We start from the raw sequence: 25,541 nt of genomic DNA, 5'->3' as shown, positions 1-25,541 counted from the left end.
AAATTGTCTGTTGTACAACATTCCCTACTTGCTGTCAGACCGCTTGGATTACCTCAAAAAACTATTTTCTCAGTTTAAATCAGGACCATCAAATATATTTTCACTACAACTTCTCAATCTGTGAAAAATCGAGTTCAACCGGGGTTTCGCGGCCGAACATGTTAACATGAACCTTGATTTTCTGCTTGTCAACATCAATATGTTCGATCGTTCCGGTAAAGTTTGCAAATGGTCCATCTGTCACCCGGACATTTTCTTTCAGCTCAAAATCGATTTGTGCAGTCGGTTTGGCAACACCCATTCGTTTCAGTACTGCGTCCGCTTCATCCGGTAAAAGCGGGGTCGGTTTTGATCCATGTCCGCTTGATCCAACAAATCCGGTAACGCCCGGGGTATTGCGCACTACATACCATGAGTCATCGGTCATAACCATTTCTGCCAGTACGTAGCCAGGAAAGAATTTCTTTTTTACGACCTTTTTCTTTCCATTTTTAATTTCGGTCTCTTCTTCTTCAGGGACGATTACGCGAAAGATTTTATCTTCCATCCCCATCGTATCCACACGCTTTTCCAAATTCGTTTTTACTTTGTTCTCGTACCCGGAATACGTATGAATTGCATACCACTTCTTTTCCATTTAGACAGGACAAACAGGTTGTCCTTCCCTCCCTTTTGATCAATTTATACAATGCCACAAACGCAAAAATGAACGTGGCTTTCAGCACAAATCAGATAGTATAGCCGTTATTCGAAAAAAATTTTTTCAGGCAATATTAAAAAACCCGTTAACCCGGGTTTTTAACGAACAATCTATTTATTTTCCATTATAGCATAATTACAGGGCTATTATTCAAAATAAATTCAGAATCTGTGTTATACCAAGATCTATAAGTGCAAAAAATATAGCTACGAATGCAACGGTGGAAATAACAGTAATTGTATAACTTGTCAGTTCGCGGCTTTTGGGCCAGCTGACTTTTTTCATTTCCCTTGATACATTTTTAAAAAACTTAATGAGATTCATACCTGTACCCCCAAATTCTCCCCGAAAAACAGTTATTTTGTTTCGCGATGCACGGTATGCTTTCCGCATGTCCTGCAATATTTGCGAACTTCCAATCGTTCCGGCTGCGCAGCTGTATTTTTACGTGTTGTATAATTTCTGCCTGAACAAATAGAACAAGCCAAAATAACCTTCTTATTCATCCAATCACCCCATTAAGGGTTTTCACTTATATAAATGTAGCATGGTTAGCATATTGTGTCAATGACTTGTCAAATGGTGACTTCGTTTGCTTCGATTAATTGTTCCAGCTTTCGTTTGACACGCTGAAGTGCGTTATCAATGGATTTTTCATGACGCTTTAATTCAACAGAAATCTCCTGATACGTACGGCCATCTAAGTATAAATGCAGTACCTTCTTTTCCAATTCGCTTAATAATTCGGATAATTTCCCTTCCATATGACCCATATTCTCGCGATTAACGAGTAAATCCTGCGGGTCAATGGATTTCGATCCAGCAATCACGTCCAACAATGTCCGGTCGGATTCTTCATCAAAAATTGGCTTGTCCAGTGATACATATGAATTAAGTGGAATGTGTTTTTGTCTTGTAGCGGTTTTGATAGCGGTAATAATCTGCCGGGTGACACATAATTCAGCAAAAGCCCTGAAAGATGAAAGCTTGTCCCCGTCATAGTCACGAATTGCTTTATAAAGCCCGATCATCCCTTCCTGAACGATGTCTTCCTGATCAGCACCAATGATAAAATAGGTTCTGGATTTTGCACGTACAAAACTAAGATACTTTGTTATCAAAAAATCAAGTGCTTGACTGTTTCCCTGATGAATCAACTGAATAACCTCATCATCACCAAGCATTTGCAAACTCTGACTATTTGACTCTATCAGCTTGACACTCACCAAGAATGACCTCCCGCTATGCTGTCAATTTAAAACGTATTATACAGTAAGCGCTTCATTATCGTCAACACGGGTTTTCCGTCAAGTTGGGGAATTTTTAGTTTCCCCGCCGCCATTTTTCAAACTTTTCCAGCACATCCTTTTCCAGTGGTATTTTAATATGCGGACTGCCTTTCTTATGCTCATCTATTTTTATCTCTATCTCCCGTTCAATATCTTTCAACTCAATAAATAGTTCTCTTGCTGATTTTCGCAGTGCTCCGCTTCCGAATATTGTCCGTTGTTCCGCAAAGTCTGAGGTGGCGACATAAACCTGAGTCTGAACATTCTTCAAGTCTTTAACAAGCTTTTCAATACATTCGTCAGCTGTTTCGTTCTCACGTGTAAAAATGATTTCTATTTTGTAGGATTCCCATTTGCTCTCGATCCCCTTCACATAATAAGCATCAAAAACGACAATCACTCTCGCCCCCGAGTATGCCTGATAGTCTGCAAGCAGTTCGATTAAGCGGTCACGCGCCTGTCCGATGTCCTTTTCTTTCAGCCGTTTCAGTTCCTCCCAGTCGCCAATAATATTATATCCATCCACAACGACTATATTATTCATGATTCATTACCAACCGGAAATCTTTTTCGATATACTTCATATAACAACAGACTGCATGCCACGGAAGCATTCAGAGAGGATACATGTCCACTCATTGGAAGGTTTACCGTCCAGTCGCATGATTCTTTAACAAGCCGGCTCATTCCCTTTCCTTCATTTCCGATAACCAATGCAATCGGCAAGCTGCCGTCCAGCACACGATAATCCTCTGACCCTTCTGCCTCAGTGCCAACTACCCAAATATTATGCTTTTTCAATTCCTTAATCGTGCTGGCAACATTGGTAACCCGGGCAACAGGTATATGCTCCAATGCTCCTGCAGCAGTTTTTGCTACAGTTGCAGTCAGGCCGACTGACCGTCTTTTTGGGATAATAACCCCGTGTGCACCTGTTGCATCGGCAGTACGTAAAATGGACCCCAGATTGTGCGGGTCTTCCAGTTCGTCCAAAATGATGAAGAAGGCTGCCTCTCCCCTCTCATCCGCTCTTTGGTATAAATCATCCAAAGATGCATATTGATAAGAAGCAACATATGCCGCCACACCCTGATGGTTCCCGTCTGCAAGCTGGTCCAATTTATTTTTGGGGACTTTCTGTACGATTGTACCCGCTTCTTTACTTAGCTGCTGCAGTCTGCTGAAAACCTGATTGTTTAGTTGCTTGGATACCATCACTTTATTAACCGGTCTGCCTGACTGCAGTGCTTCGATGACCGGGTTTTTGCCGATAATAAGTTCCTGATCCATTTTATTCTCTCCTCCCTTCTGCAAATTGTATTGCCAATACGCTAAGTTCCTTCAAACGTGTTTCATTACCCATTAAATAATGGTATCCGATCAATGCTTCAAATGCCGTACTGTAGCGATATGTCTGTACATCTGTGTTCTTTGGAATTGTTCCCGATTTAGCATTTCTTCCTCTGGACACCACTTTTTCTTCCTCATCTGACAGCGAATTATTTTCCAGCCAGTGCAAAATGACAGAAGCCTGTGCCTTGGCCGATACAAAAGCAATCGCCGAACGGTGCAGCTGATTCGGCTTTACTTTGCCGGACCGCAATAAATGCTCCCGGACATGAACCTCATAGATTGCATCACCCATATAAGCCAAGGCAAGACTCTTCATTTGCCTTACATCAAGATTCATTGCCGCCTCGTTTCCACCGTGTTCCTTGTGGTGTATCTTCCAAAATAATACCCTGATCTTTTAACTGATCCCTTATTTCATCTGCCCGGCTGAAGTCACGATTCCTTCTCGCTTCCTCACGTTCCTGCAGCAACCCTTCAATTTCATCATCAAGCAGCTCTTGGGCCTCTGTTATAGTAATCCCCAATACATCAAGCTGTTCAGCAATGCTATTACGGAATGCCTCAATAACTTCTTCGGAGGTGTGCTCTCCTTGCAGATAAACATTGGCCTCTTTTGTCACATCAAACAAAACTGAAATCGCATTAGCCGTATTGAAATCATCGTCCATCGCTTTTTCAAATTGTTCTTTCAACCCGCTGATTTTCTCCAGCCATTTGTCCGCATCTTTATCCATGTTCATGCTGGATTTTTTACGGTGGTCAAGATTAAAGTAGGCCGTTTCAATCCGCCCAAGACTATTTTTCGCCCCCTCCAGCAGTTCTTCGGTGAAGTTTATCGGGTTGTGGTAATGTACGCTCAGCATAAAGAACCTTACTGCTTTTGGATCATGCTGCTGAATGATTTCCCGTGTCAGCACAAAATTGCCGAGTGATTTGGACATTTTCTCATTGTCGATATTAATATACCCGTTATGCATCCAGTAATTAGCAAACGGCTGTTCCGTCATGGCTTCTGATTGCGCTATTTCATTTTCGTGGTGCGGGAATGTCAGATCCTGTCCGCCGGCATGAATATCAATCGTTTCCCCAAGGTATTTCTTAGCCATGGCGGAGCATTCGATATGCCAGCCAGGACGACCATACCCCCATGGTGAATCCCAGGCGATTTCATTTTCCTTTGCCTTTTTCCACAACGCAAAGTCAAGTGGATCTTCCTTTTGTTCCCCAACCTGAATCCGTGCACCTGAACGCAATTCATCGATTGATTGATGCGATAACTTTCCGTATCCATCAAAGGAGCGGGGTTTAAAATAAACGTCTCCATCTACCTCATACGCATGCCCTTTTTCAATTAATGATGAAATGAATGACAAAATATCATCCATTGTTTCCGTTACACGCGGATTATATGTGGCATCTTTGACGCCCAAAGCACCGATATCCTCCAAATATGCATCAATAAAGCGATTGGCTACATCCGGCACCTCTTCACCGAGTTCATTTGCAGCCTTAATGATTTTGTCATCGACATCCGTAAAGTTTAATACATAATCGACATCATAGCCCTTGTACTCCAGGTATCTTCTGACGGTGTCAAACACAATCGCCGGCCGGGCATTCCCAATATGGATATAGTTGTATACAGTTGGACCGCATACATACATTTTTACTTTTCCTTCTTCCAGCGGCTGAAACGTTTCCTTCTGCCGCGTTAAGGTATTATAAATGGTAATCGGCATGTTTTTTCCCTTCCTTCAGTTCGGCAATTTCTTTTTTCAATTGGTCAATTTCCTCTTGCAGATGATCACACCGGTCTGCAACAGGGTCCGGTAATTTATGATGGTCCAGGTTTTTCCGTATCTTCTCACCATTCTGTTTAACGACTCGCCCCGGGACACCAACAATAGTCGAGTGATCCGGCACATCCTTCAATACAACAGATCCGCCACCCACTTTTGAGCTTTCCCCAATGGTTATTGAGCCAAGTATTTTTGCTCCCGTTGAGATTAAGGCATTATCCTTTATGGTTGGATGACGCTTCCCTTTTTCTTTGCCAGTGCCACCCAGTGTTACTCCCTGAAAAACAGTTACATTATCACCAATTTCACACGTTTCCCCGATGACTACTCCCATACCATGGTCGATAAAAAACTTCCGCCCGATCACAGCACCTGGGTGAATCTCAATCCCGGTTAAAAACCGGCTTATTTGTGAAATGACACGGGCAATAAAAAACAACCGTCGTTTAAAGAAAAAATGAGCAATCCGATGAGCCCAGATAGCATGTAATCCGGAATAAGTAAGGCATACCTCAAAATAAGTCCGTGCTGCCGGATCCTGTTCAAACACCACATCCATATCCTCTTTTAATCTTTTGAAAAACCCCATGATAGTATCCTCCTCTCAAATAAACATTTTTCTTTTTAGCAGTTATGACACTAGCTATAAAGGCTTGGCAAATGCCAATTTTTCTAATCTGTTTAAAAAAAACGCCCCTGTGTATGCACTACACAGAGACGCTTTTGCGCGGTTCCACTCTGTTTGAAGAAGATAAACTTCTCCCAACTTGATCCCTGATAACGGCAGGGGTACCGCCAGTAACGGGCTCAAAGGTGCATTTCGAAAATATTGCTTAAAATCACTCACAGCCACGGTGATCCTCTCTGGGTAAGCGAAATATTTTCTACTTTTCCTTATCAACGCTCCATATTGTATTATTACTATATTACACTTTACTTCCGTTGTGAATTATTTAGGCCCCCAGCTTTTTCAACAGTATGTCCAGCCGTTTTAAAATGACCTCTTTTCCAAGCAATTCGATTGCCAATGGCAGCTCCGGACCGTGAGTTTGGCCGGTTGTTGCAACACGGATGGGCATGAACAGCTTCTTCCCACGATGACCGGTTTCCTTCTGCGTTGCCTTTATTTCAGCTTTAATCGCATCCTTGTTAAAATCATCCAATTGAATCAGTTTGTCAGTAAAAACTTGCAGCACTTCCGGAACCTGCTCCCCATTCAATACTTTCATAGCGTCCTCATCATAGCTGATGGACTCCTGGAAGAACAGTTCGGTCAACTCCACAATTTCCGCACCGTAACGCAACTGTTCTTTATACAGGGCAATCACATTTTCAGCCCATTCTTTTGTCTCTTCATCCATGTCTTCAGGCAATTTGCCGGCTTTAATCAGATGCGGCATCGCCAGATCAATCACGCGTTCAATAGCAGCGGCTTTAATATATTCGTTGTTCATCCATTTTAATTTATTTTTATCAAAAATAGCTGCCGATGTAGACAGGCGTTCCGGATCAAAGATTTCAATCAGCTTGTCTTGGCTGAATATCTCCTCTTCGCCAACCGGTGACCAGCCCAGCAGTGTAATGAAATTGAATAACGCCTCAGGTAAATACCCCAGGTCACTGTACTGTTCAATAAACTGCAGGATATGCTCATCCCGCTTGCTTAACTTTTTGCGTTCTTCATTCAGAATGAGTGTCATATGGCCGAAGTATGGTGCTTCCCATCCGAAAGCATCATAAATCATCATTTGTTTCGGTGTATTGGAAATATGCTCCTCACCCCGAAGCACATGGGTGATTGCCATCAGATGATCATCAATGGCAACCGCAAAATTATAAGTCGGTGTACCATTCTTTTTCACAATGACCCAGTCTCCGAAATCACTTGATTCAAACGTAATGTTCCCGCGGACAATATCATTAAACGTATATGACTTACTTTCAGGCACGCGAATCCGGATACTCGGTTTACGGCCTTCCGCTTCAAACTGGGCAATCTGCTCTTCCGTCAGATCCCTGTGTGCACCGGAGTATTTAGGAACCTGTCCTTTCGAACGCTGTTCCTCACGTTCTTTCTCCAGCTCGTCTTCTGTCATATAACACTTGTAGGCAAGACCCTTTTCCAGCAATTCATCAACATACGTTTGGTATAGGTCCAGCCGTTCCATCTGACGGTAGGGTCCATACGATCCACCCAGATCAGCACCTTCATCCCATTCAATTCCAAGCCATTTCAAATATTTAAGCTGGCTTTCCTCTCCACCGGCTATATTGCGTTTAGCATCGGTATCCTCAATTCGGATAATAAATTTGCCATCAAAATGTTTCGCATATAAATAATTAAACAGTGCCGTCCGCGCATTCCCAATATGCAAATTTCCTGTCGGGCTGGGCGCATACCGAACACGAACCTGATCAGTCATAAAGGTTCTCCTTTCTATTTGAAACCTAATACTCATAAGTATTTATTTTATTTTCATATACAGTAAAAGTGATAACATATCATGTTATCACTTTTCCATCCTCTATAAGTTATACCTTTTTTAGAGTGCTTTTTCAAGTAATTTTGGTTTTGCGAAAATCATCCGGCCTGCTGATGTCTGCAGTACACTGGTAATCAGCACTTCGATGGTTTTCCCGATATACTCGCGACCTTCTTCCACAACAATCATCGTGCCATCATCCAGGTATGCAACACCCTGATTCTGTTCCTTACCATCTTTAATAACCTGTACAACCAGCTCCTCACCAGGCAGGACAACCGGCTTAACCGCATTGGCCAGGTCATTAATATTCAGCACGCTCACACCCTGAAGATCGCATACCTTATTCAAATTAAAATCGTTCGTTACCACAATTCCGTCAATCACTTTTGCCAATTTAATCAATTTACTGTCCACTTCATGGATTTCTTCAAAGTCGCCTTCGTAAATTTCAACCTTCACCGGCAATTCTTTTTGAATACGATTCAAAATATCCAGTCCGCGGCGTCCGCGGTTCCGTTTTAGCACATCTGACGAATCTGCAATATGCTGCAGTTCACCAAGGACAAACTGCGGAATAACGATTGTACCTTCCAAAAAGTTAGTCTGACAGATGTCCGCGATTCTTCCGTCAATAATAACACTTGTATCAAGGATCTTCGCTTTTGGCTGATGTGCCTGCTGCACAGGTTCAGCTTCAGACTCTGATCCTCTCCGCTTATCCCGCTCTTTCCGATTGATGTTAAGCAGGTTAACAAACTCTTCCCTGCGTCTGAATCCGACCTGAAACCCGAAATAACCTAGTAAAATAGTTAAAAATAGCGGTAAAAGCTGTGAAACAATTTTAATGTTAATGTCCTGAAGGGTGATATTGACCAGATAGGCAATCAAAAGACCGACAATCAGCCCAATACTTCCGAAAAATAAATCTCCCGCTGGCACTTTAATAAGAGCATCCTCAATCCATCTTAAAAATCCTACGATATAATCCGCAAGCCAGTATGAGAGTAGAAATAAGATAATTGCGCCTATGACTGTACCAAAATAAGGCGACGCCACCCAGCCGGCATTCGTAAAGTCCAGCAACTTAACAATTTCCGGCAAATATAAATATCCAATGGTTCCTCCGGTAATGATAAAAAATAAATATACTATTTTTTTCAGCACCACCATCACCTCCTGTCTATTATTATTGCCCTTTACAATAAAAATAATTCCTAAAATGACTGTATGAAAGTGTAAAAAAATTACAATATCAACTAAAGAATAGCATATTGGAAAATCGCAGTCAATCTAATAAACAAAAAATCTTAACATATAAAATATAAAAAGTCAAATTATAATTTTACCAGCTTAACGTTCAAGACCAACGTCCAAAGCCTCCCGGACAGAGTTTACGCCGATTACCTGAACTGATTCCGGTACTGTCCATCCACCAAGATTCTTTTTCGGGCAAATAACCCGTTTAAATCCAAGCTTGGCTGCCTCCTGAACCCGTTGTTCAATTCTGGCAACACGTCTTACTTCACCGGTCAACCCTACTTCCCCGACAAAAATATCTTCCGGTTTTGTCGGCTGATCACGGAAACTTGAAGCAATGCTTACAGCAACAGCCAAATCAATCGCCGGTTCATCAAGTTTCACACCACCGGCAACTTTAATATAGGCATCCTGATTCTGCAACATCAGGCCGACTCGCTTTTCCAGTACAGCCATTAGCAATGGAACACGATTTGTATCAATTCCCGTTGCCATTCTCCTTGGATTGCCGAAACTGGTCGGCGAAATTAACGCCTGAATTTCCACCAGAACCGGCCTTGTTCCTTCCATGGAGGCTACGACCGTTGAGCCCGCTGCACCCTGGGACCGTTCTTCCAGGAAAATTTCAGATGGATTCATGACTTCCCGCAGTCCTTCTTCCTTCATCTCAAAAATACCCATTTCATGGGTGCTGCCGAATCGGTTCTTAACCCCACGCAAAATGCGGTAAACATGATGGCGTTCCCCTTCAAAATACAAAACTGCATCCACCATATGTTCCAGCAGCCTCGGTCCGGCAATAGCACCTTCTTTCGTAACATGCCCGACAATAAAAATAGGAATCCCGTTCCCTTTAGCAATTTTCATTAATTCGGCGGTACATTCACGAACCTGCGAGACACTGCCGGGAGCACTGGCTACTTCTTCACGAAAAATCGTCTGAATTGAATCAATAACCACAAATGATGGCTTTATCTGATTAATCTGGTTCGCTATATCCAACATATTCGTTTCTGCCAGTACATATAACAAATCTGATTTAATTCCAAGCCGGTCCGCACGAAGCTTTGTCTGGCGCGTTGATTCCTCACCTGATATATACAATACCGGCAATTGTTTTTCAGCAAGCTGGGATGAAATCTGCAAAAGCAGTGTTGATTTGCCGATTCCCGGATCCCCCCCGATTAACGCGAGTGAACCCGGAACAATTCCACCGCCAAGCACACGGTTAAATTCCTTCATCGAAGTCGTAATCCGGGGCTCCTCCTCAGATTGAATCGCAGTAATACTTTCCGGCTTTTGTTTTGCGCTATTGTCAGCGCCAAGTGTTTGTCCGCTTCGCATGCTGGATGCTTCCATTTCTTCAACTAATGTATTCCAGTTCCCGCACCCAGGACATTTACCCATCCATTTTGCGGATTCATATCCGCAGTCCTGACACACATATTTCGTTTTCCGTTTGGCCAAGTCCATCCAACCTTTCCCTGTATCTATCATTATATACGATTTACCCGGCTTGAAGGTTACGGATTTCTATCATTTTCATATTAAAAATTACATACTTATGCCACATTGCCAATGTGATGCATGTGTTATTAAAAAATAAAAGCTGGTTGAATTGTTTCTTCCAGCTTTTATATGGACCTTCAACGATATAATATTGTTGCTGTACACCCGCAGCAACCATACACTTCGCTTCCACCATGTGCATTAGCGCAAGCGAAGTGATTACAGGCCACGGGATTGGGGCAGCAATTTCTATGATAAAATCATAAAATCTCCCTTGTTTGTTAAACCGATTTTCACTTTCTCACCTTTGGAAATGGTTTCTTTAAGCAGCTCCTCAGATAATAAATCCTCGATATTTTTCTGAATCGACCTGCGCAATGGACGGGCACCGTATTCCGGATTAAACCCTTCATTGGCAATCTTATCAACTGCTTTGTCCGTTAGAGTGAATTCAATGTCCTGCTCCTTCAAACGGCTTTGCAATTGTTTAATCATCAGGGTAACAATATCTTTCATATGCTTCCGTTCAAGTGAATGGAATACAATTGTTTCATCAATACGATTCAGGAACTCCGGACGGAATGCTTTTTTCAATTCATCCGTAACTTTGGTTTTCATATTTTTGTAATCCAGATTTTCATCACCCAGATTAAAGCCAACATATTTATTCCGCTTCAGCTCATTGGCACCGACGTTTGACGTCATAATCAGAACAGTATTGCGGAAATCAACCACACGCCCCTTTGAATCGGTCAGGCGGCCATCTTCCAGCACCTGTAATAAAATATTAAATACTTCCGGATGTGCTTTCTCAACTTCATCCAGCAGCACTACAGAATAAGGTTTTCTCCGTACTTTTTCCGTAAGCTGTCCGCCTTCATCATACCCGACATAACCTGGAGGTGAGCCCACCAAGCGCGAAGTGGAGTGTTTTTCCATATATTCGGACATATCAATTCGAATCATTGCTTCTTCATCAGAAAACATCGCTTCCGCCAATGCTCTGGCAAGTTCCGTTTTCCCGACCCCAGTTGGACCAAGAAAAATAAACGAACCAATTGGACGTTTCGGATCCTTCAAACCTGCACGTGCACGGCGAATTGCTTTGGCAACAGCATCTACTGCTTCCTCCTGACCAATGACACGATTATGCAACGTATCTTCCAGATTCAAGAGACGCTCGCTTTCCTCTTTCGTCAATTGGGACACCGGGACACCAGTCCACACAGATACCACTGTGGCGATATCCTCTACAATCACTTCAGACGTTTCCTGCCCCTGTTTTTCCTTCCACTGGTTTTTCGTTTCCTCAACTTCTTCACGCAGCCGCTGTTCGGAATCTCTCAACGATGCCGCCTTTTCAAATTCCTGACTTTGAACGGCTGAATCTTTTTCCTTTCTGACCTCTTCCAGCTTTTCTTCCAGTTCCTTCAGATTTGGCGGAATAGTGTACGAACGCAAACGAACTTTGGACCCCGCTTCATCGATTAAATCAATTGCCTTATCCGGCAAAAAACGATCCGTAATATACCGGTCAGATAAATTCGCAGCTGCTTCAACCGCGTCATCTGTAATCGTTACTCGATGATGTGCCTCGTAACGATCACGCAGTCCCTTCAGAATCTGAATCGTTTCATCAAGTGACGGTTCATCCACCTGGATCGGCTGAAAACGACGTTCCAATGCAGCATCTTTTTCGATATATTTACGATATTCATCGAGTGTGGTTGCACCGATACACTGCAGTTCACCGCGGGACAATGCCGGTTTCAGAATATTGGAGGCATCGATTGCTCCTTCTGCACCGCCAGCTCCAATCAGTGTATGCAGCTCATCAATAAACAGAATAATATTTCCTGCCTGGCGGATTTCCTCCATTACTTTTTTCAGGCGGTCCTCAAACTCACCACGGTATTTTGTACCGGCAACAACCGTACCCATGTCAAGGGTCATCACGCGTTTATCACGTAAAATTTCCGGAATTTCATTATTGACAATCTGCTGGGCTAAACCTTCAGCCACTGCCGTTTTACCGACACCAGGTTCCCCAATCAGTACCGGGTTATTTTTCGTACGGCGGCTTAGCACCTGAATAACGCGTTCGATTTCCTTACTGCGGCCAATAACCGGATCGATATTTCCTTCCTTTGCACTTACCGTTAAATCCCTGGCAAGAGAGTCCAATGTAGGTGTATTCGCATTTGATGTCTGTGCTGCACGGCCCTGGCGACCTGCTTGTGACTCATTACTTCCCAACAGCTGCAGCACCTGCTGACGCGCTTTATTCAGGCTGACACCAAGGTTATTCAACACCCTTGCTGCTACACCCTCTCCTTCACGGATTAATCCAAGCAAAATATGTTCTGTTCCGACATATGAGTGACCGAGCTTGCGGGCCTCATCCTGTGACAGTTCCACTACTTTTTTGGCACGTGGTGTATAATGAATCGTCTGCATCGGCTGTTTCCCCACACCAATGAGTTTTTCCACTTCCTCCTGAATCTTGGAAACTTCCAGCCCTAATGATTGCAGGGCCTTTGCAGCAATTCCGTCTCCTTCCCGCACCAAGCCAAGTAACACATGCTCCGTACCGATATTGTTGTGACCCAGTCGAACTGCCTCCTCCTGGGATAACGCCAATACTTTTTGCGCTCGTTCCGTAAATCGTCCAAACATCATATCCAATTTCCTCCAATCTATTTCTCTAACTGCAATCTCTCACGAATAAGCGATGCCCGTAATACATCACGCTCATTCGGTGATAACGTTTTTCCCGCATATTGCTGTAAAAAGCCTGGCTGCGTTAATACCATTAACTCATTAAGTATATTATGTGAAACATTGTTGATGATTCCCATGTCAATTCCCAAACGTACATTTGATAAACATCTGGCAGCTTCCTTCGATTCTATAATTCGACTGTACTCCAGAACACCGTACGAGCGAAAAATTCTGTCTTCCAGGTTGGTCCCTGAGCGCCTCATAATCTGCTGACGCGCTTTCCGCTCATGCTCAATTAATTGGTGAACGACACTTTGTAAATCTTCAACGATATCTTCCTCTGATTTACCAAGGGTAATCTGGTTGGAAATCTGAAAAATGTTTCCTACCGCTTCACTGCCTTCCCCATAAATTCCCCGAACAACCAGACCTAGCTGATTGATTGCGGGAATCATCTGGTTAATTTGCCGGGTTAACGCAAGCGCCGGCAAATGCATCATGACCGACGCACGCATTCCGGTACCCACATTGGTCGGACAGCTTGTTAAATATCCCCTCGTTTCATCAAATGCAAAATCTATTTTTTCCTCCAGCCAGTCATCAAACTCGAATGCTTTTTTCAGTGCCTTATTCAATTGAAGACCCGGAAAATAAAGTTGAACACGCATATGGTCTTCTTCATTAATCATGACCGATACCTGCTCATTTTTCGAAATAAGAACAGCAGATGTGCCGTCATGTTCCGCCAGGTGCGGACTGATCAGATGCTTTTCAACCAATACACGTTTTTGCACAGCAGTCAGATTTTTTAACGGAATAAATTCAAAGTCCTCGTAATCCTGAAATGACTGGTGTGCATAATGCTCCTGCATATACGTACCGATTTGGTGAAGATCGTCTTCTTTTGCCAAAATCGGGTATGCATACGATGCAAAATTGCGAGCGAGTCTGATTCTGCTGCTCAGTACGATATCACTGTCCGGCCCTTCCTCACGCATCCACGGGCTAATTGCCTCATTCATAAATTGTTGTAGGGTCATGAATTTTCACCCCGCTTTTGATTCTCCAATTCTCTGATCCTATCCCGGACTTTTGCCGCTTCCTCAAACGCTTCATCCTTTATCAAGCGCTGCAATTCTTCCTTATGGGCTTCGATTTGTTTTTTCGTATACAAATCGCCGCCTTTTCGCTGGGGCACTTTTCCATTGTGCCGTGTATTTCCACTGTGAACTCGTCGGAAAATAGGATCCAGCCGATCCGAAAACGCATGATAACATTCCGCACATCCGAATTTACCGACTTGTTTAAATTCCGTAAAGGTCATGCCACACTGCGAGCACTGCAAATCCTCTTTTTGTTTATAGGGAGTGTTTTGCGGACTTTCCATTGATGGCGCATCAAAATTAAATAGGCCCGCCAATAAATTATGAAGTGAATATTCATCATCCGGATACGTCATATATCCTTTTTCCTGTGCACACTTTTCACATACATGAACTTCCGTTTTATTGCCGTTTATCACTTGTGTAAAGTGAAGTGTGGCTGTACGATTGTGGCACTCCTGGCATTCCATACATCCTCCCCCTTTACTCTTCTTTGTTTAAATATTTCAGCGTAGACAGCATCGCGGTCATCACCCGCGCACGTACTTCATCACGCAATGGCAATTGAAACGCCAATGTTTTTCTGTCAATCACACTTAACATTATTTTTGCCTCACGTGCTGTAATCAGCTGCTCCTCCATTAAGCGTTCCAGTACATCCAAAGCGGCATGCTGTGTAACGGTTGGATTGATCATTTCAATGATATCGTCGATTAATTCAGCTTTATCCTGATGCTTGATTCGGATAATACGGATATACCCGCCGCCACCTCGTTTACTTTCCACTATATACCCTTTTTCCACTGTGAAGCGAGTATTAATCACATAATTTATTTGTGATGGCACACATTGAAACTGGTCTGCTATTTCACTTCGCTTTATTTCGATTGATTCCTGCCTGGCAGCTTCCAAAATTTGTTTTAAATGCTGTTCAATGATGTCTGAGATGTTATTCATTTGCCCTCCTCCTCTTAAGCGCTCATCTGTAAATTTACAACCTGTTGATTTTGACTTTGACTATCTTTGACTATGTAATCATTATACTGTAAAAAATCGGCAATGAAAAGCACTTCGTTCTATATATATTTTAGACAAAATTTAATTGAATGAAACATGGAATCATTATTACGTTCGGTTTACATTGTGAATGCCGGCCATCCGTTGATTATCCAAATTTGTAAACAAAGACCCTGCGTAATATCACGCAAGGTCTTTCTCATTTTCGTTCTGTAATATTTTTAACATGCTCCAGCTTCGATATCTCAGCAAACAGACGCATACGGTCCAATTTCGAATCATGATTAATTTTTATAAAAATATTTTGCAGAGCTATATCTTCCTTTTCAATTTCCACTTGTTTTATACTTAACTGAAATGACTCAAATATAGCGATCACCTTTTCTATTTTCAAATCGGAAAAAGCAACAATTTCAATCAGATCGGAAGAACGACTCTTCGAAAACATTTTTTCAATATTATTTAAAAAGACGAGACTCAGTAATATAACGAATGTCGTAAATACTGCAGGTGCATACATCCCTGCCCCAACCACAAGACCTAAACCAGCAACTGCCCATATGGACGCAGCAGTTGTCAATCCGCGGATAGTCATGCCATTCACAATAATCGTACCCGCTCCAAGAAATCCAATACCACTGATAACATACGAGGGAATACGCGCCGGATCAAACCGGATATTATCATACTCATCAATAAATGCCTCAAAACCATATAGAGACAAAAGCATCATCAAACATGAGCCCACACCTACCAATATATGCGTACGAAATCCGGCAGAATGTCTTTTCAATTCCCTTTCAAAGCCAATCAATCCGGATAGGACGAGAGCTATTAATACCCGAATCATTATCGTTAAAAAGTGCTCACCGAATAATTGATCAATCATATCAGCCATTCATTTTATCTCCCCTTGCATTATAACAATGTATATTATTTATATCCTATTTTAATTATCGTTGTTTGTAAAATATATGCATTTCAATACAAAAAAATCCGGAATACAATATTGTATTCCGGATTTTTTTATTTGCCTGGCGGCGTCCTACTCTTGCAGGGGCAAAGCCCCAACTACCATCGGCGCTGGAGAGCTTAACTGCTGTGTTCGGCATGGGAACAGGTGTGACCTCTCCGCTATTGCTACCAGACCTTCGGGCTGGAACCATGACATCTTTCGTCACGATGTTCTCCCTCATTTTTCAAGACAAGATATATTATAGGCATTTTCGATAAAAAATGCAAGAGCTATTCAGGAATTTATACCCTGAAAACTGAATAAGCGTATATGCAACGCACCATCAAAAGCTGTTTAGTTAAGTCCTCGATCGATTAGTATCCGTCAGCTCCACGTGTCACCACGCTTCCACCTCGGACCTATCTACCTCATCGTCTCTGAGGGATCTTACTCACTCGAAGTGATGGGAAGTTTCATCTTGAGGGGGGCTTCATGCTTAGATGCTTTCAGCACTTATCCTTGCCACACGTAGCTACCCAGCTGTGCTCCTGGCGGAACAACTGGTACACCAGCGGTGTGTCCATCCCGGTCCTCTCGTACTAAGGACAGCTCCTCGCAAACTTCCAACGCCCACGACGGATAGGGACCGAACTGTCTCACGACGTTCTGAACCCAGCTCGCGTACCGCTTTAATGGGCGAACAGCCCAACCCGTGGGACCGACTACAGCCCCAGGATGCGATGAGCCGACATCGAGGTGCCAAACCTCCCCGTCGATGTGAACTCTTGGGGGAGATAAGCCTGTTATCCCCGGGGTAGCTTTTATCCGTTGAGCGATGGCCCTTCCATGCGGAACCACCGGATCACTAAGCCCGACTTTCGTCCCTGCTCGACTTGTAGGTCTCGCAGTCAAGCTCCCTTCTGCCTTTACACTCATGCGAATGATTTCCAACCATTCTGAGGGAACCTTTGGGCGCCTCCGTTACCTTTTGGGAGGCGACCGCCCCAGTCAAACTGCCCGCCTGACACTGTCTCCGGACCGGATTACGGCCCTGGGTTAGAAGGTCCGTACAGCCAGGGTGGTATCCCACGGGTGCCTCCACCGAAGCTGGCGCTCCGGGTTCAATGGCTCCCACCTATCCTGTACAAGCTGTACCAACATTCAATATCAGGCTACAGTAAAGCTCCACGGGGTCTTTCCGTCCTGTCGCGGGTAATGTGCATCTTCACACATCGTATAATTTCACCGGGTCTCTCGTTGAGACAGTGCCCAAGTCGTTGCACCTTTCGTGCGGGTCGGAACTTACCCGACAAGGAATTTCGCTACCTTAGGACCGTTATAGTTACGGCCGCCGTTTACTGGGGCTTCGGTTCTGCGCTTCGCACCGAAGTGCTAACGCTTCCCCTTAACCTTCCAGCACCGGGCAGGTGTCAGCCCCTATACTTCGCCTTTCGGCTTCGCAGAGACCTGTGTTTTTGCTAAACAGTCGCTTGGGCCTATTCACTGCGGCTCACTCGTAAGCAAGCACCCCTTCTCCCGAAGTTACGGGGTCATTTTGCCGAGTTCCTTAACGAGAGTTCTCCCGCTCACCTTAGGATTCTCTCCTCGCCTACCTGTGTCGGTTTGCGGTACGGGCACCTATGAACTCACTAGAGGCTTTTCTTGGCAGTGTGGATGCAGGAACTTCGGTACTCTATTTCCCTCCCCATCACAGCTCGGCATTATTGGACGGATTTACCTATCCAACTGCCTTACTGCTTGGACGCACACGTCCATCGGTGCGCTTTCCTTCTCCTCCTGCGTCCCCCCGTCGCTCAAACGCTCATGAGGTGGTACAGGAATATCGACCTGTTGTCCATCGCCTACGCCTTTCGGCCTCGGCTTAGGTCCCGACTAACCCTGAGAGGACGAGCCTTCCTCAGGAAACCTTAGGCTTTCGGTGAAAGAGATTCTCACTCTTTTTTCGCTACTCATACCGGCATTCTCACTTCCAGGTGCTCCACCAGTCCTCACGGTCTGACTTCACAGCGCCTGGAACGCTCTCCTACCATTGTTCGAAGAACAATCCGCAGCTTCGGTGATACGTTTAGCCCCGGTACATTTTCGGCGCAGCGTCACTCGACCAGTGAGCTATTACGCACTCTTTAAATGATGGCTGCTTCTAAGCCAACATCCTGGTTGTCTGGGCAACGCCACATCCTTTTCCACTTAACGTATACTTTGGGACCTTAGCTGGCGGTCTGGGCTGTTTCCCTTTCGACTATGAACCTTATCACCCATAGTCTGACTCCCAAGGCTACGTAACCGGCATTCGGAGTTTGACTGAATTCGGTAACCCGGTGAGGGCCCCTCGTCCAATCAGTGCTCTACCTCCGGTACGCTTCCCTTGAGGCTAGCCCTAAAGCTATTTCGGAGAGAACCAGCTATCTCCGTGTTCGATTGGCATTTCACCCCTACCCACACCTCATCCCCGCATTTTTCAGCATACGTGGGTTCGGGCCTCCAGTCAGTGTTACCTGACTTTCACCCTGGACATGGGTAGATCACACGGTTTCGGGTCTACGACCGCATACTCATTCGCCCTGTTCAGACTCGCTTTCGCTGCGGCTCCGTGTCTTCCACTTAACCTTGCATACGATCGTAACTCGCCGGTCCATTCTACAAAAGGTACGCCGTCACCCATTAACGGGCTTCGACTACTTGTAAGCGCACGGTTTCAGGTTCTCTTTCACTCCCCTTCCGGGGTGCTTTTCACCTTTCCCTCACGGTACTGGTTCACTATCGGTCACTGGGGAGTATTTAGCCTTGGGAGATGGTCCTCCCGGATTCCGACGGAATTCCTCGTGTTCCGTCGTACTCAGGATCCACTCCGGAGGAGACGCATTTTCGACTACAGGGCTCTTACCTTCTTCGGCCGGCCATTCCAGGCCGATTCGTCTAATGCATCTCTTGGTAACTCCAATGGAGTGTCCTACAACCCCAGAAAGCAAGCTTTCTGGTTTGGGCTGCTTCCGTTTCGCTCGCCGCTACTCGGGAAATCGCGTTTGCTTTCTCTTCCTCCGGGTACTGAGATGTTTCAGTTCCCCGGGTGTGCCTCGCGTACCCTATGTATTCAGATACACGTCCTGTTCCATTACGAACAGCGGGTTCCCCCATTCGGAAATCCCCGGATCGAAGTCTACTTACGACTCCCCGGGGCATATCGGTGTTAGTCCCGTCCTTCTTCGGCTCCCAGTGCCAAGGCATTCACCGTGCGCCCTTCTTCACTTAACTATGAATAGACGTACTTCTTCTTCGCCTTCGCTTTTGATTTGATGTCGTTGATCTTGCTTATTCAGTTTTCAAGGTACAAATGAGAGAATTTACTCCCTCAAAACTGAACCAAACAACCAAGTATGCCTTCCGTAATAATCCTTAGAAAGGAGGTGATCCAGCCGCACCTTCCGATACGGCTACCTTGTTACGACTTCACCCCAATCATTGGCCCCACCTTCGGCGGCTGGCTCCAAAAGGTTACCTCACCGACTTCGGGTGTTGCCAACTCTCGTGGTGTGACGGGCGGTGTGTACAAGGCCCGGGAACGTATTCACCGCGGCATGCTGATCCGCGATTACTAGCGATTCCGGCTTCATGCAGGCGAGTTGCAGCCTGCAATCCGAACTGAGAATGGTTTTATGGGATTTGCTACACCTTGCGGCTTCGCTGCCCTCTGTTCCATCCATTGTAGCACGTGTGTAGCCCAGGTCATAAGGGGCATGATGATTTGACGTCATCCCCACCTTCCTCCGGTTTGTCACCGGCAGTCACCTTAGAGTGCCCAACTGAATGCTGGCAACTAAGATCAAGGGTTGCGCTCGTTGCGGGACTTAACCCAACATCTCACGACACGAGCTGACGACAACCATGCACCACCTGTCACTCTGTCCCCGAAGGGAACACGCTGTCTCCAGCGCTGGCAGAGGATGTCAAGACCTGGTAAGGTTCTTCGCGTTGCTTCGAATTAAACCACATGCTCCACCGCTTGTGCGGGCCCCCGTCAATTCTTTTGAGTTTCAGCCTTGCGGCCGTACTCCCCAGGCGGAGTGCTTAATGCGTTAACTGCAGCACTAAGGGGCGGAAACCCCCTAACACCTAGCACTCAACGTTTACGGCGTGGACTACCAGGGTATCTAATCCTGTTCGCTCCCCACGCTTTCGCTCCTCAGCGTCAGTTACAGACCAGAGAGTCGCCTTCGCCACTGGTGTTCCTCCACATCTCTACGCATTTCACCGCTACACGTGGAATTCCACTCTCCTCTTCTGTACTCAAGTCCTCCAGTTTCCAATGACCATTCGCGGTTGAGCCGCGAGATTTCACATCAGACTTAAAAGACCGCCTGCGAGCGCTTTACGCCCAATAATTCCGGACAACGCTTGCCCCCTACGTATTACCGCGGCTGCTGGCACGTAGTTAGCCGGGGCTTTCTGGTCAGGTACCGTCACGGTACCGCCTTATTCAAACGGTACTTGTTCTTCCCTGACAACAGAGTTTTACGATCCGAAAACCTTCATCACTCACGCGGCGTTGCACCGTCAGACTTTCGTCCATTGCGGATGATTCCCTACTGCTGCCTCCCGTAGGAGTCTGGGCCGTGTCTCAGTCCCAGTGTGGCCGATCACCCTCTCAGGTCGGCTACGCATCGTCGCCTTGGTAAGCTCTTACCCCACCAACTAGCTAATGCGCCGCGGGCCCATCTGTAAGTGACAGCTAAAAGCCGCCTTTCATCACGTCATCATGCGATGACGCGCTTCATTCGGTATTAGCCCCGGTTTCCCGGAGTTATCCCAATCTTACAGGCAGGTTGCCCACGTGTTACTCACCCGTCCGACGCTCGTTCCACAAGCTTCCACCCGAAGGCTTCCGCTTGCTTCCCGCGCTCGACTTGCATGTATTAGGCACGTCGCCAGCGTTCGTCCTGAGCCAAGATCAAACTCTCCATAGAAAGTTGATATATGATTGACACCAATCAACCATAGCTTAGCTTCGTAAATTGAATCCAGGGGAAAGCTTTTGCTTTCGTCCTGTTTCTTGACATACTGGTTGTTTTGTTCAGTTTTCAAAGAGCAAATTTATTGCGCCGCTTCAAAACAGCGACCTAATTAATATACCATCTTCTCAAAAACAAAGTCAATATCTTTTTTTAATGTTTTTGAAAAAATAAATGATATTTTGGTGGAGCCTAGCGGGATCGAACCGCTGACCTCCTGCGTGCAAGGCAGGCGCTCTCCCAGCTGAGCTAAGGCCCCAAAGATGGTCGGGAAGACAGGATTCGAACCTGCGACCCCATGGTCCCAAACCATGTGCTCTACCAAGCTGAGCTACTTCCCGTAAATGGCGCGCCCGAGAGGAGTCGAACCCCTAACCTTCTGATCCGTAGTCAGACGCTCTATCCAATTGAGCTACGGGCGCTTCTGGTGCCGAGGGCCGGACTCGAACCGGCACGGTAGTAGACCTACCGCAGGATTTTAAGTCCTGTGCGTCTGCCCATTCCGCCACCCCGGCTTGGCTTATTTGTTTATATTGGAGCGGAAGACGGGATTCGAACCCGCGACCCCCACCTTGGCAAGGTGGTGTTCTACCACTGAACTACTTCCGCAGTATGTATTTGAAATGGTGCGGGTGGAGGGACTTGAACCCCCACGTCGCGAGACACTAGATCCTAAATCTAGCGCGTCTGCCAATTCCGCCACACCCGCATTAAATGGTGAGCCATGGAGGATTCGAACCTCCGACCCTCTGATTAAAAGTCAGATGCTCTGCCAGCTGAGCTAATGGCTCACAATAATTTTTAATTAAAAAAGAAAATGGTGCCGGCCAGAGGAATTGAACCCCCAACCTACTGATTACAAGTCAGTTGCTCTGCCAATTGAGCTAGACCGGCATTAAAAGAATGGTGGAGGATGCAGGGCTCGAACCTGCGACCCCCTGCTTGTAAGGCAGGTGCTCTCCCAGCTGAGCTAATCCTCCCACACATATGTAAAGCCTGGCGGCGTCCTACTCTTGCAGGGGCAAAGCCCCAACTACCATCGGCGCTGGAGAGCTTAACTGCTGTGTTCGGCATGGGAACAGGTGTGACCTCTCCGCTATTGCTACCAGACCTTCGGGCTGGAACCATGACATCTTTCGTCACGATGTTCTCCCTCATTTTTCAAGACAAGATATATTATAGGCATTTTCGATAAAAAATGCAAGAGCTATTCAGGAATTTATACCCTGAAAACTGAATAAGCGTATATGCAACGCACCATCAAAAGCTGTTTAGTTAAGTCCTCGATCGATTAGTATCCGTCAGCTCCACGTGTCACCACGCTTCCACCTCGGACCTATCTACCTCATCGTCTCTGAGGGATCTTACTCACTCGAAGTGATGGGAAGTTTCATCTTGAGGGGGGCTTCATGCTTAGATGCTTTCAGCACTTATCCTTGCCACACGTAGCTACCCAGCTGTGCTCCTGGCGGAACAACTGGTACACCAGCGGTGTGTCCATCCCGGTCCTCTCGTACTAAGGACAGCTCCTCGCAAACTTCCAACGCCCACGACGGATAGGGACCGAACTGTCTCACGACGTTCTGAACCCAGCTCGCGTACCGCTTTAATGGGCGAACAGCCCAACCCTTGGGACCGACTACAGCCCCAGGATGCGATGAGCCGACATCGAGGTGCCAAACCTCCCCGTCGATGTGAACTCTTGGGGGAGATAAGCCTGTTATCCCCGGGGTAGCTTTTATCCGTTGAGCGATGGCCCTTCCATGCGGAACCACCGGATCACTAAGCCCGACTTTCGTCCCTGCTCGACTTGTAGGTCTCGCAGTCAAGCTCCCTTCTGCCTTTACACTCATGCGAATGATTTCCAACCATTCTGAGGGAACCTTTGGGCGCCTCCGTTACCTTTTGGGAGGCGACCGCCCCAGTCAAACTGCCCGCCTGACACTGTCTCCGGACCGGATTACGGCCCTGGGTTAGAAGGTCCGTACAGCCAGGGTGGTATCCCACGGGTGCCTCCACCGAAGCTGGCGCTCCGGGTTCAATGGCTCCCACCTATCCTGTACAAGCTGTACCAACATTCAATATCAGGCTACAGTAAAGCTCCACGGGGTCTTTCCGTCCTGTCGCGGGTAATGTGCATCTTCACACATCGTATAATTTCACCGGGTCTCTCGTTGAGACAGTGCCCAAGTCGTTGCACCTTTCGTGCGGGTCGGAACTTACCCGACAAGGAATTTCGCTACCTTAGGACCGTTATAGTTACGGCCGCCGTTTACTGGGGCTTCGGTTCTGCGCTTCGCACCGAAGTGCTAACGCTTCCCCTTAACCTTCCAGCACCGGGCAGGTGTCAGCCCCTATACTTCGCCTTTCGGCTTCGCAGAGACCTGTGTTTTTGCTAAACAGTCGCTTGGGCCTATTCACTGCGGCTCACTCGTAAGCAAGCACCCCTTCTCCCGAAGTTACGGGGTCATTTTGCCGAGTTCCTTAACGAGAGTTCTCCCGCTCACCTTAGGATTCTCTCCTCGCCTACCTGTGTCGGTTTGCGGTACGGGCACCTATGAACTCACTAGAGGCTTTTCTTGGCAGTGTGGATGCAGGAACTTCGGTACTCTATTTCCCTCCCCATCACAGCTCGGCATTATTGGACGGATTTACCTATCCAACTGCCTTACTGCTTGGACGCACACGTCCATCGGTGCGCTTTCCTTCTCCTCCTGCGTCCCCCCGTCGCTCAAACGCTCATGAGGTGGTACAGGAATATCGACCTGTTGTCCATCGCCTACGCCTTTCGGCCTCGGCTTAGGTCCCGACTAACCCTGAGAGGACGAGCCTTCCTCAGGAAACCTTAGGCTTTCGGTGAAAGAGATTCTCACTCTTTTTTCGCTACTCATACCGGCATTCTCACTTCCAGGTGCTCCACCAGTCCTCACGGTCTGACTTCACAGCGCCTGGAACGCTCTCCTACCATTGTTCGAAGAACAATCCGCAGCTTCGGTGATACGTTTAGCCCCGGTACATTTTCGGCGCAGCGTCACTCGACCAGTGAGCTATTACGCACTCTTTAAATGATGGCTGCTTCTAAGCCAACATCCTGGTTGTCTGGGCAACGCCACATCCTTTTCCACTTAACGTATACTTTGGGACCTTAGCTGGCGGTCTGGGCTGTTTCCCTTTCGACTATGAACCTTATCACCCATAGTCTGACTCCCAAGGCTACGTAACCGGCATTCGGAGTTTGACTGAATTCGGTAACCCGGTGAGGGCCCCTCGTCCAATCAGTGCTCTACCTCCGGTACGCTTCCCTTGAGGCTAGCCCTAAAGCTATTTCGGAGAGAACCAGCTATCTCCGTGTTCGATTGGCATTTCACCCCTACCCACACCTCATCCCCGCATTTTTCAGCATACGTGGGTTCGGGCCTCCAGTCAGTGTTACCTGACTTTCACCCTGGACATGGGTAGATCACACGGTTTCGGGTCTACGACCGCATACTCATTCGCCCTGTTCAGACTCGCTTTCGCTGCGGCTCCGTGTCTTCCACTTAACCTTGCATACGATCGTAACTCGCCGGTCCATTCTACAAAAGGTACGCCGTCACCCATTAACGGGCTTCGACTACTTGTAAGCGCACGGTTTCAGGTTCTCTTTCACTCCCCTTCCGGGGTGCTTTTCACCTTTCCCTCACGGTACTGGTTCACTATCGGTCACTGGGGAGTATTTAGCCTTGGGAGATGGTCCTCCCGGATTCCGACGGAATTCCTCGTGTTCCGTCGTACTCAGGATCCACTCCGGAGGAGACGCATTTTCGACTACAGGGCTCTTACCTTCTTCGGCCGGCCATTCCAGGCCGATTCGTCTAATGCATCTCTTGGTAACTCCAATGGAGTGTCCTACAACCCCAGAAAGCAAGCTTTCTGGTTTGGGCTGCTTCCGTTTCGCTCGCCGCTACTCGGGAAATCGCGTTTGCTTTCTCTTCCTCCGGGTACTGAGATGTTTCAGTTCCCCGGGTGTGCCTCGCGTACCCTATGTATTCAGATACACGTCCTGTTCCATTACGAACAGCGGGTTCCCCCATTCGGAAATCCCCGGATCGAAGTCTACTTACGACTCCCCGGGGCATATCGGTGTTAGTCCCGTCCTTCTTCGGCTCCCAGTGCCAAGGCATTCACCGTGCGCCCTTCTTCACTTAACTATGAATAGACGTACTTCTTCTTCGCCTTCGCTTTTGATTTGATGTCGTTGATCTTGCTTATTCAGTTTTCAAGGTACAAATGAGAGAATTTACTCCCTCAAAACTGAACCAAACAACCAAGTATGCCTTCCGTAA

The 25,541-nt window shown here is 46.4% G+C and carries 17 protein-coding genes, 9 tRNA genes, 5 rRNA genes and 1 other annotated feature; all 31 genes read right to left on the bottom strand.

The genetic code is table 11. The features are described 5' to 3' along the window. Positions 1-103: 103 nt before the first annotated feature. Positions 104-637 carry a transcription termination/antitermination protein NusG gene (gene nusG, locus HUX68_RS13880; RefSeq protein WP_174615383.1) on the bottom strand — a complete coding sequence of 178 codons (534 nt, stop codon included), beginning with the start codon at positions 635-637 and terminating at the stop codon, positions 104-106. Between the two features lie 213 nt (positions 638-850). Further along, entirely contained in the window at positions 851-1,024 is a 174-nt protein-coding gene (secE, locus tag HUX68_RS13875) for a preprotein translocase subunit SecE (RefSeq protein WP_174615382.1), read from the bottom strand. 32 nt (positions 1,025-1,056) lie between these two features. Next, entirely contained in the window at positions 1,057-1,206 is a 150-nt protein-coding gene (rpmG, locus tag HUX68_RS13870; RefSeq protein ID WP_174615381.1) for a 50S ribosomal protein L33, read from the bottom strand. A gap of 69 nt (positions 1,207-1,275) precedes the next feature. Continuing rightward, positions 1,276-1,914 (bottom strand): RNA polymerase sporulation sigma factor SigH, encoded by a 639-nt coding sequence (sigH, locus tag HUX68_RS13865; protein WP_425509542.1) that lies wholly within the window; start codon positions 1,912-1,914, stop codon positions 1,276-1,278. A gap of 109 nt (positions 1,915-2,023) precedes the next feature. Beyond that, entirely contained in the window at positions 2,024-2,533 is a 510-nt protein-coding gene (locus HUX68_RS13860; RefSeq protein WP_174615379.1) for an NYN domain-containing protein, read from the bottom strand. Continuing rightward, on the bottom strand, positions 2,530-3,279 hold the full coding sequence (gene rlmB, locus HUX68_RS13855; protein ID WP_174615378.1) for a 23S rRNA (guanosine(2251)-2'-O)-methyltransferase RlmB: 750 nt from the start codon (positions 3,277-3,279) through the stop codon (positions 2,530-2,532). The genes HUX68_RS13860 and rlmB overlap by 4 nt, the downstream gene beginning before the upstream one ends. 1 nt (position 3,280) lies before the next feature. Then, positions 3,281-3,679, bottom strand: coding sequence for a Mini-ribonuclease 3 (locus tag HUX68_RS13850; protein WP_174615377.1), 399 nt, complete (start codon positions 3,677-3,679; stop codon positions 3,281-3,283). Further along, on the bottom strand, positions 3,669-5,081 hold the full coding sequence (cysS, locus tag HUX68_RS13845) for a cysteine--tRNA ligase (protein WP_174615376.1): 1,413 nt from the start codon (positions 5,079-5,081) through the stop codon (positions 3,669-3,671). The genes HUX68_RS13850 and cysS overlap by 11 nt, the downstream gene beginning before the upstream one ends. Beyond that, positions 5,062-5,730, bottom strand: a complete 669-nt coding sequence (gene epsC, locus HUX68_RS13840) for a serine O-acetyltransferase (protein WP_174615375.1) — start codon at positions 5,728-5,730, stop codon at positions 5,062-5,064. The genes cysS and epsC overlap by 20 nt, the downstream gene beginning before the upstream one ends. A 121-nt stretch (positions 5,731-5,851) precedes the next feature. Next, positions 5,852-6,051: a binding site (T-box leader), on the bottom strand. A gap of 43 nt (positions 6,052-6,094) precedes the next feature. After that, positions 6,095-7,564, bottom strand: a complete 1,470-nt coding sequence (gene gltX, locus HUX68_RS13835; RefSeq protein WP_174615374.1) for a glutamate--tRNA ligase — start codon at positions 7,562-7,564, stop codon at positions 6,095-6,097. 120 nt (positions 7,565-7,684) lie between these two features. Then, on the bottom strand, positions 7,685-8,791 hold the full coding sequence (locus HUX68_RS13830; RefSeq protein WP_174615373.1) for a PIN/TRAM domain-containing protein: 1,107 nt from the start codon (positions 8,789-8,791) through the stop codon (positions 7,685-7,687). A 186-nt stretch (positions 8,792-8,977) separates the two neighbouring features. Then, complete coding sequence (gene radA, locus HUX68_RS13825; RefSeq protein WP_174616465.1) at positions 8,978-10,351, bottom strand: DNA repair protein RadA; 1,374 nt, start codon at positions 10,349-10,351, stop codon at positions 8,978-8,980. Between the two features lie 291 nt (positions 10,352-10,642). Further along, positions 10,643-13,072 carry an ATP-dependent protease ATP-binding subunit ClpC gene (gene clpC, locus HUX68_RS13820; RefSeq protein WP_174615372.1) on the bottom strand — a complete coding sequence of 810 codons (2,430 nt, stop codon included), beginning with the start codon at positions 13,070-13,072 and terminating at the stop codon, positions 10,643-10,645. Between the two features lie 17 nt (positions 13,073-13,089). Next, positions 13,090-14,154, bottom strand: coding sequence for a protein-arginine kinase McsB (gene mcsB / locus HUX68_RS13815; RefSeq protein ID WP_174615371.1), 1,065 nt, complete (start codon positions 14,152-14,154; stop codon positions 13,090-13,092). Then, positions 14,151-14,687: a protein-arginine kinase activator protein McsA gene (mcsA, locus tag HUX68_RS13810; protein ID WP_174615370.1), complete on the bottom strand. Its 537-nt coding sequence runs from the start codon at positions 14,685-14,687 to the stop codon at positions 14,151-14,153. Before mcsA ends, mcsB begins: the two co-directional genes overlap by 4 nt. 13 nt (positions 14,688-14,700) lie before the next feature. Further along, entirely contained in the window at positions 14,701-15,174 is a 474-nt protein-coding gene (locus HUX68_RS13805; RefSeq protein WP_174615369.1) for a CtsR family transcriptional regulator, read from the bottom strand. Positions 15,175-15,433: 259 nt separating this feature from the next. Continuing rightward, entirely contained in the window at positions 15,434-16,132 is a 699-nt protein-coding gene (locus HUX68_RS13800) for an MgtC/SapB family protein (protein ID WP_174615368.1), read from the bottom strand. A gap of 134 nt (positions 16,133-16,266) precedes the next feature. Then, positions 16,267-16,382 (bottom strand): 5S ribosomal RNA (rrf, locus tag HUX68_RS13795). Between the two features lie 161 nt (positions 16,383-16,543). Continuing rightward, a 23S ribosomal RNA gene (locus HUX68_RS13790) occupies positions 16,544-19,462 on the bottom strand. A 145-nt stretch (positions 19,463-19,607) separates the two neighbouring features. Next, positions 19,608-21,171 (bottom strand): 16S ribosomal RNA (locus HUX68_RS13785). Between the two features lie 228 nt (positions 21,172-21,399). Further along, a tRNA-Ala gene (locus HUX68_RS13780) sits at positions 21,400-21,475 on the bottom strand. Positions 21,476-21,480: 5 nt separating this feature from the next. Beyond that, positions 21,481-21,557: transfer RNA gene (locus tag HUX68_RS13775), tRNA-Pro, on the bottom strand. A 4-nt stretch (positions 21,558-21,561) separates the two neighbouring features. Beyond that, positions 21,562-21,638 (bottom strand) — tRNA-Arg (locus tag HUX68_RS13770). Positions 21,639-21,641: 3 nt separating this feature from the next. Continuing rightward, positions 21,642-21,731 (bottom strand) — tRNA-Leu (locus HUX68_RS13765). Between the two features lie 19 nt (positions 21,732-21,750). Next, positions 21,751-21,825: transfer RNA gene (locus HUX68_RS13760), tRNA-Gly, on the bottom strand. A gap of 15 nt (positions 21,826-21,840) precedes the next feature. Beyond that, positions 21,841-21,925: transfer RNA gene (locus HUX68_RS13755), tRNA-Leu, on the bottom strand. Positions 21,926-21,931: 6 nt separating this feature from the next. Then, positions 21,932-22,007, bottom strand: a tRNA-Lys gene (locus HUX68_RS13750). Between the two features lie 27 nt (positions 22,008-22,034). Continuing rightward, a tRNA-Thr gene (locus tag HUX68_RS13745) sits at positions 22,035-22,110 on the bottom strand. Positions 22,111-22,120: 10 nt separating this feature from the next. After that, a tRNA-Val gene (locus HUX68_RS13740) sits at positions 22,121-22,196 on the bottom strand. A gap of 14 nt (positions 22,197-22,210) precedes the next feature. Next, positions 22,211-22,326 (bottom strand): 5S ribosomal RNA (gene rrf, locus HUX68_RS13735). Between the two features lie 161 nt (positions 22,327-22,487). Further along, a 23S ribosomal RNA gene (locus HUX68_RS13730) occupies positions 22,488-25,406 on the bottom strand. The 16S, 23S and 5S rRNA genes sit together here with 9 tRNA genes alongside, the layout of an rRNA operon. Between the last annotated feature and the right edge of the window lie 135 nt (positions 25,407-25,541).

The sequence above is a fragment of the Virgibacillus ihumii genome, from assembly GCF_902726655.1.
In the GTDB taxonomy this organism is placed as follows: domain Bacteria; phylum Bacillota; class Bacilli; order Bacillales; family Amphibacillaceae; genus Lentibacillus; species Lentibacillus ihumii.
This window is presented reverse-complemented; position numbering and strand designations above follow the sequence as displayed.

Excerpts from the sequence above, each read along its gene's own strand:
- HUX68_RS13800 (WP_174615368.1), bottom strand. The coding sequence starts at position 16,132 with ATGGCTGATATGATTGATCAATTATTCGGTGAGCACTTTTTAACGATA.
- cysS (WP_174615376.1), bottom strand. The coding sequence starts at position 5,081 with ATGCCGATTACCATTTATAATACCTTAACGCGGCAGAAGGAAACGTTT.
- HUX68_RS13860 (WP_174615379.1), bottom strand. The coding sequence starts at position 2,533 with ATGAATAATATAGTCGTTGTGGATGGATATAATATTATTGGCGACTGG.
- rpmG (WP_174615381.1), bottom strand. The coding sequence starts at position 1,206 with ATGAATAAGAAGGTTATTTTGGCTTGTTCTATTTGTTCAGGCAGAAAT.
- rlmB (WP_174615378.1), bottom strand. The coding sequence starts at position 3,279 with ATGGATCAGGAACTTATTATCGGCAAAAACCCGGTCATCGAAGCACTG.
- gltX (WP_174615374.1), bottom strand. The coding sequence starts at position 7,564 with ATGACTGATCAGGTTCGTGTTCGGTATGCGCCCAGCCCGACAGGAAAT.
- clpC (WP_174615372.1), bottom strand. The coding sequence starts at position 13,072 with ATGATGTTTGGACGATTTACGGAACGAGCGCAAAAAGTATTGGCGTTA.
- HUX68_RS13850 (WP_174615377.1), bottom strand. The coding sequence starts at position 3,679 with ATGAATCTTGATGTAAGGCAAATGAAGAGTCTTGCCTTGGCTTATATG.
- epsC (WP_174615375.1), bottom strand. The coding sequence starts at position 5,730 with ATGGGGTTTTTCAAAAGATTAAAAGAGGATATGGATGTGGTGTTTGAA.
- secE (WP_174615382.1), bottom strand. The coding sequence starts at position 1,024 with ATGAATCTCATTAAGTTTTTTAAAAATGTATCAAGGGAAATGAAAAAA.
- mcsB (WP_174615371.1), bottom strand. The coding sequence starts at position 14,154 with ATGACCCTACAACAATTTATGAATGAGGCAATTAGCCCGTGGATGCGT.
- HUX68_RS13805 (WP_174615369.1), bottom strand. The coding sequence starts at position 15,174 with ATGAATAACATCTCAGACATCATTGAACAGCATTTAAAACAAATTTTG.
- mcsA (WP_174615370.1), bottom strand. The coding sequence starts at position 14,687 with ATGGAATGCCAGGAGTGCCACAATCGTACAGCCACACTTCACTTTACA.
- nusG (WP_174615383.1), bottom strand. The coding sequence starts at position 637 with ATGGAAAAGAAGTGGTATGCAATTCATACGTATTCCGGGTACGAGAAC.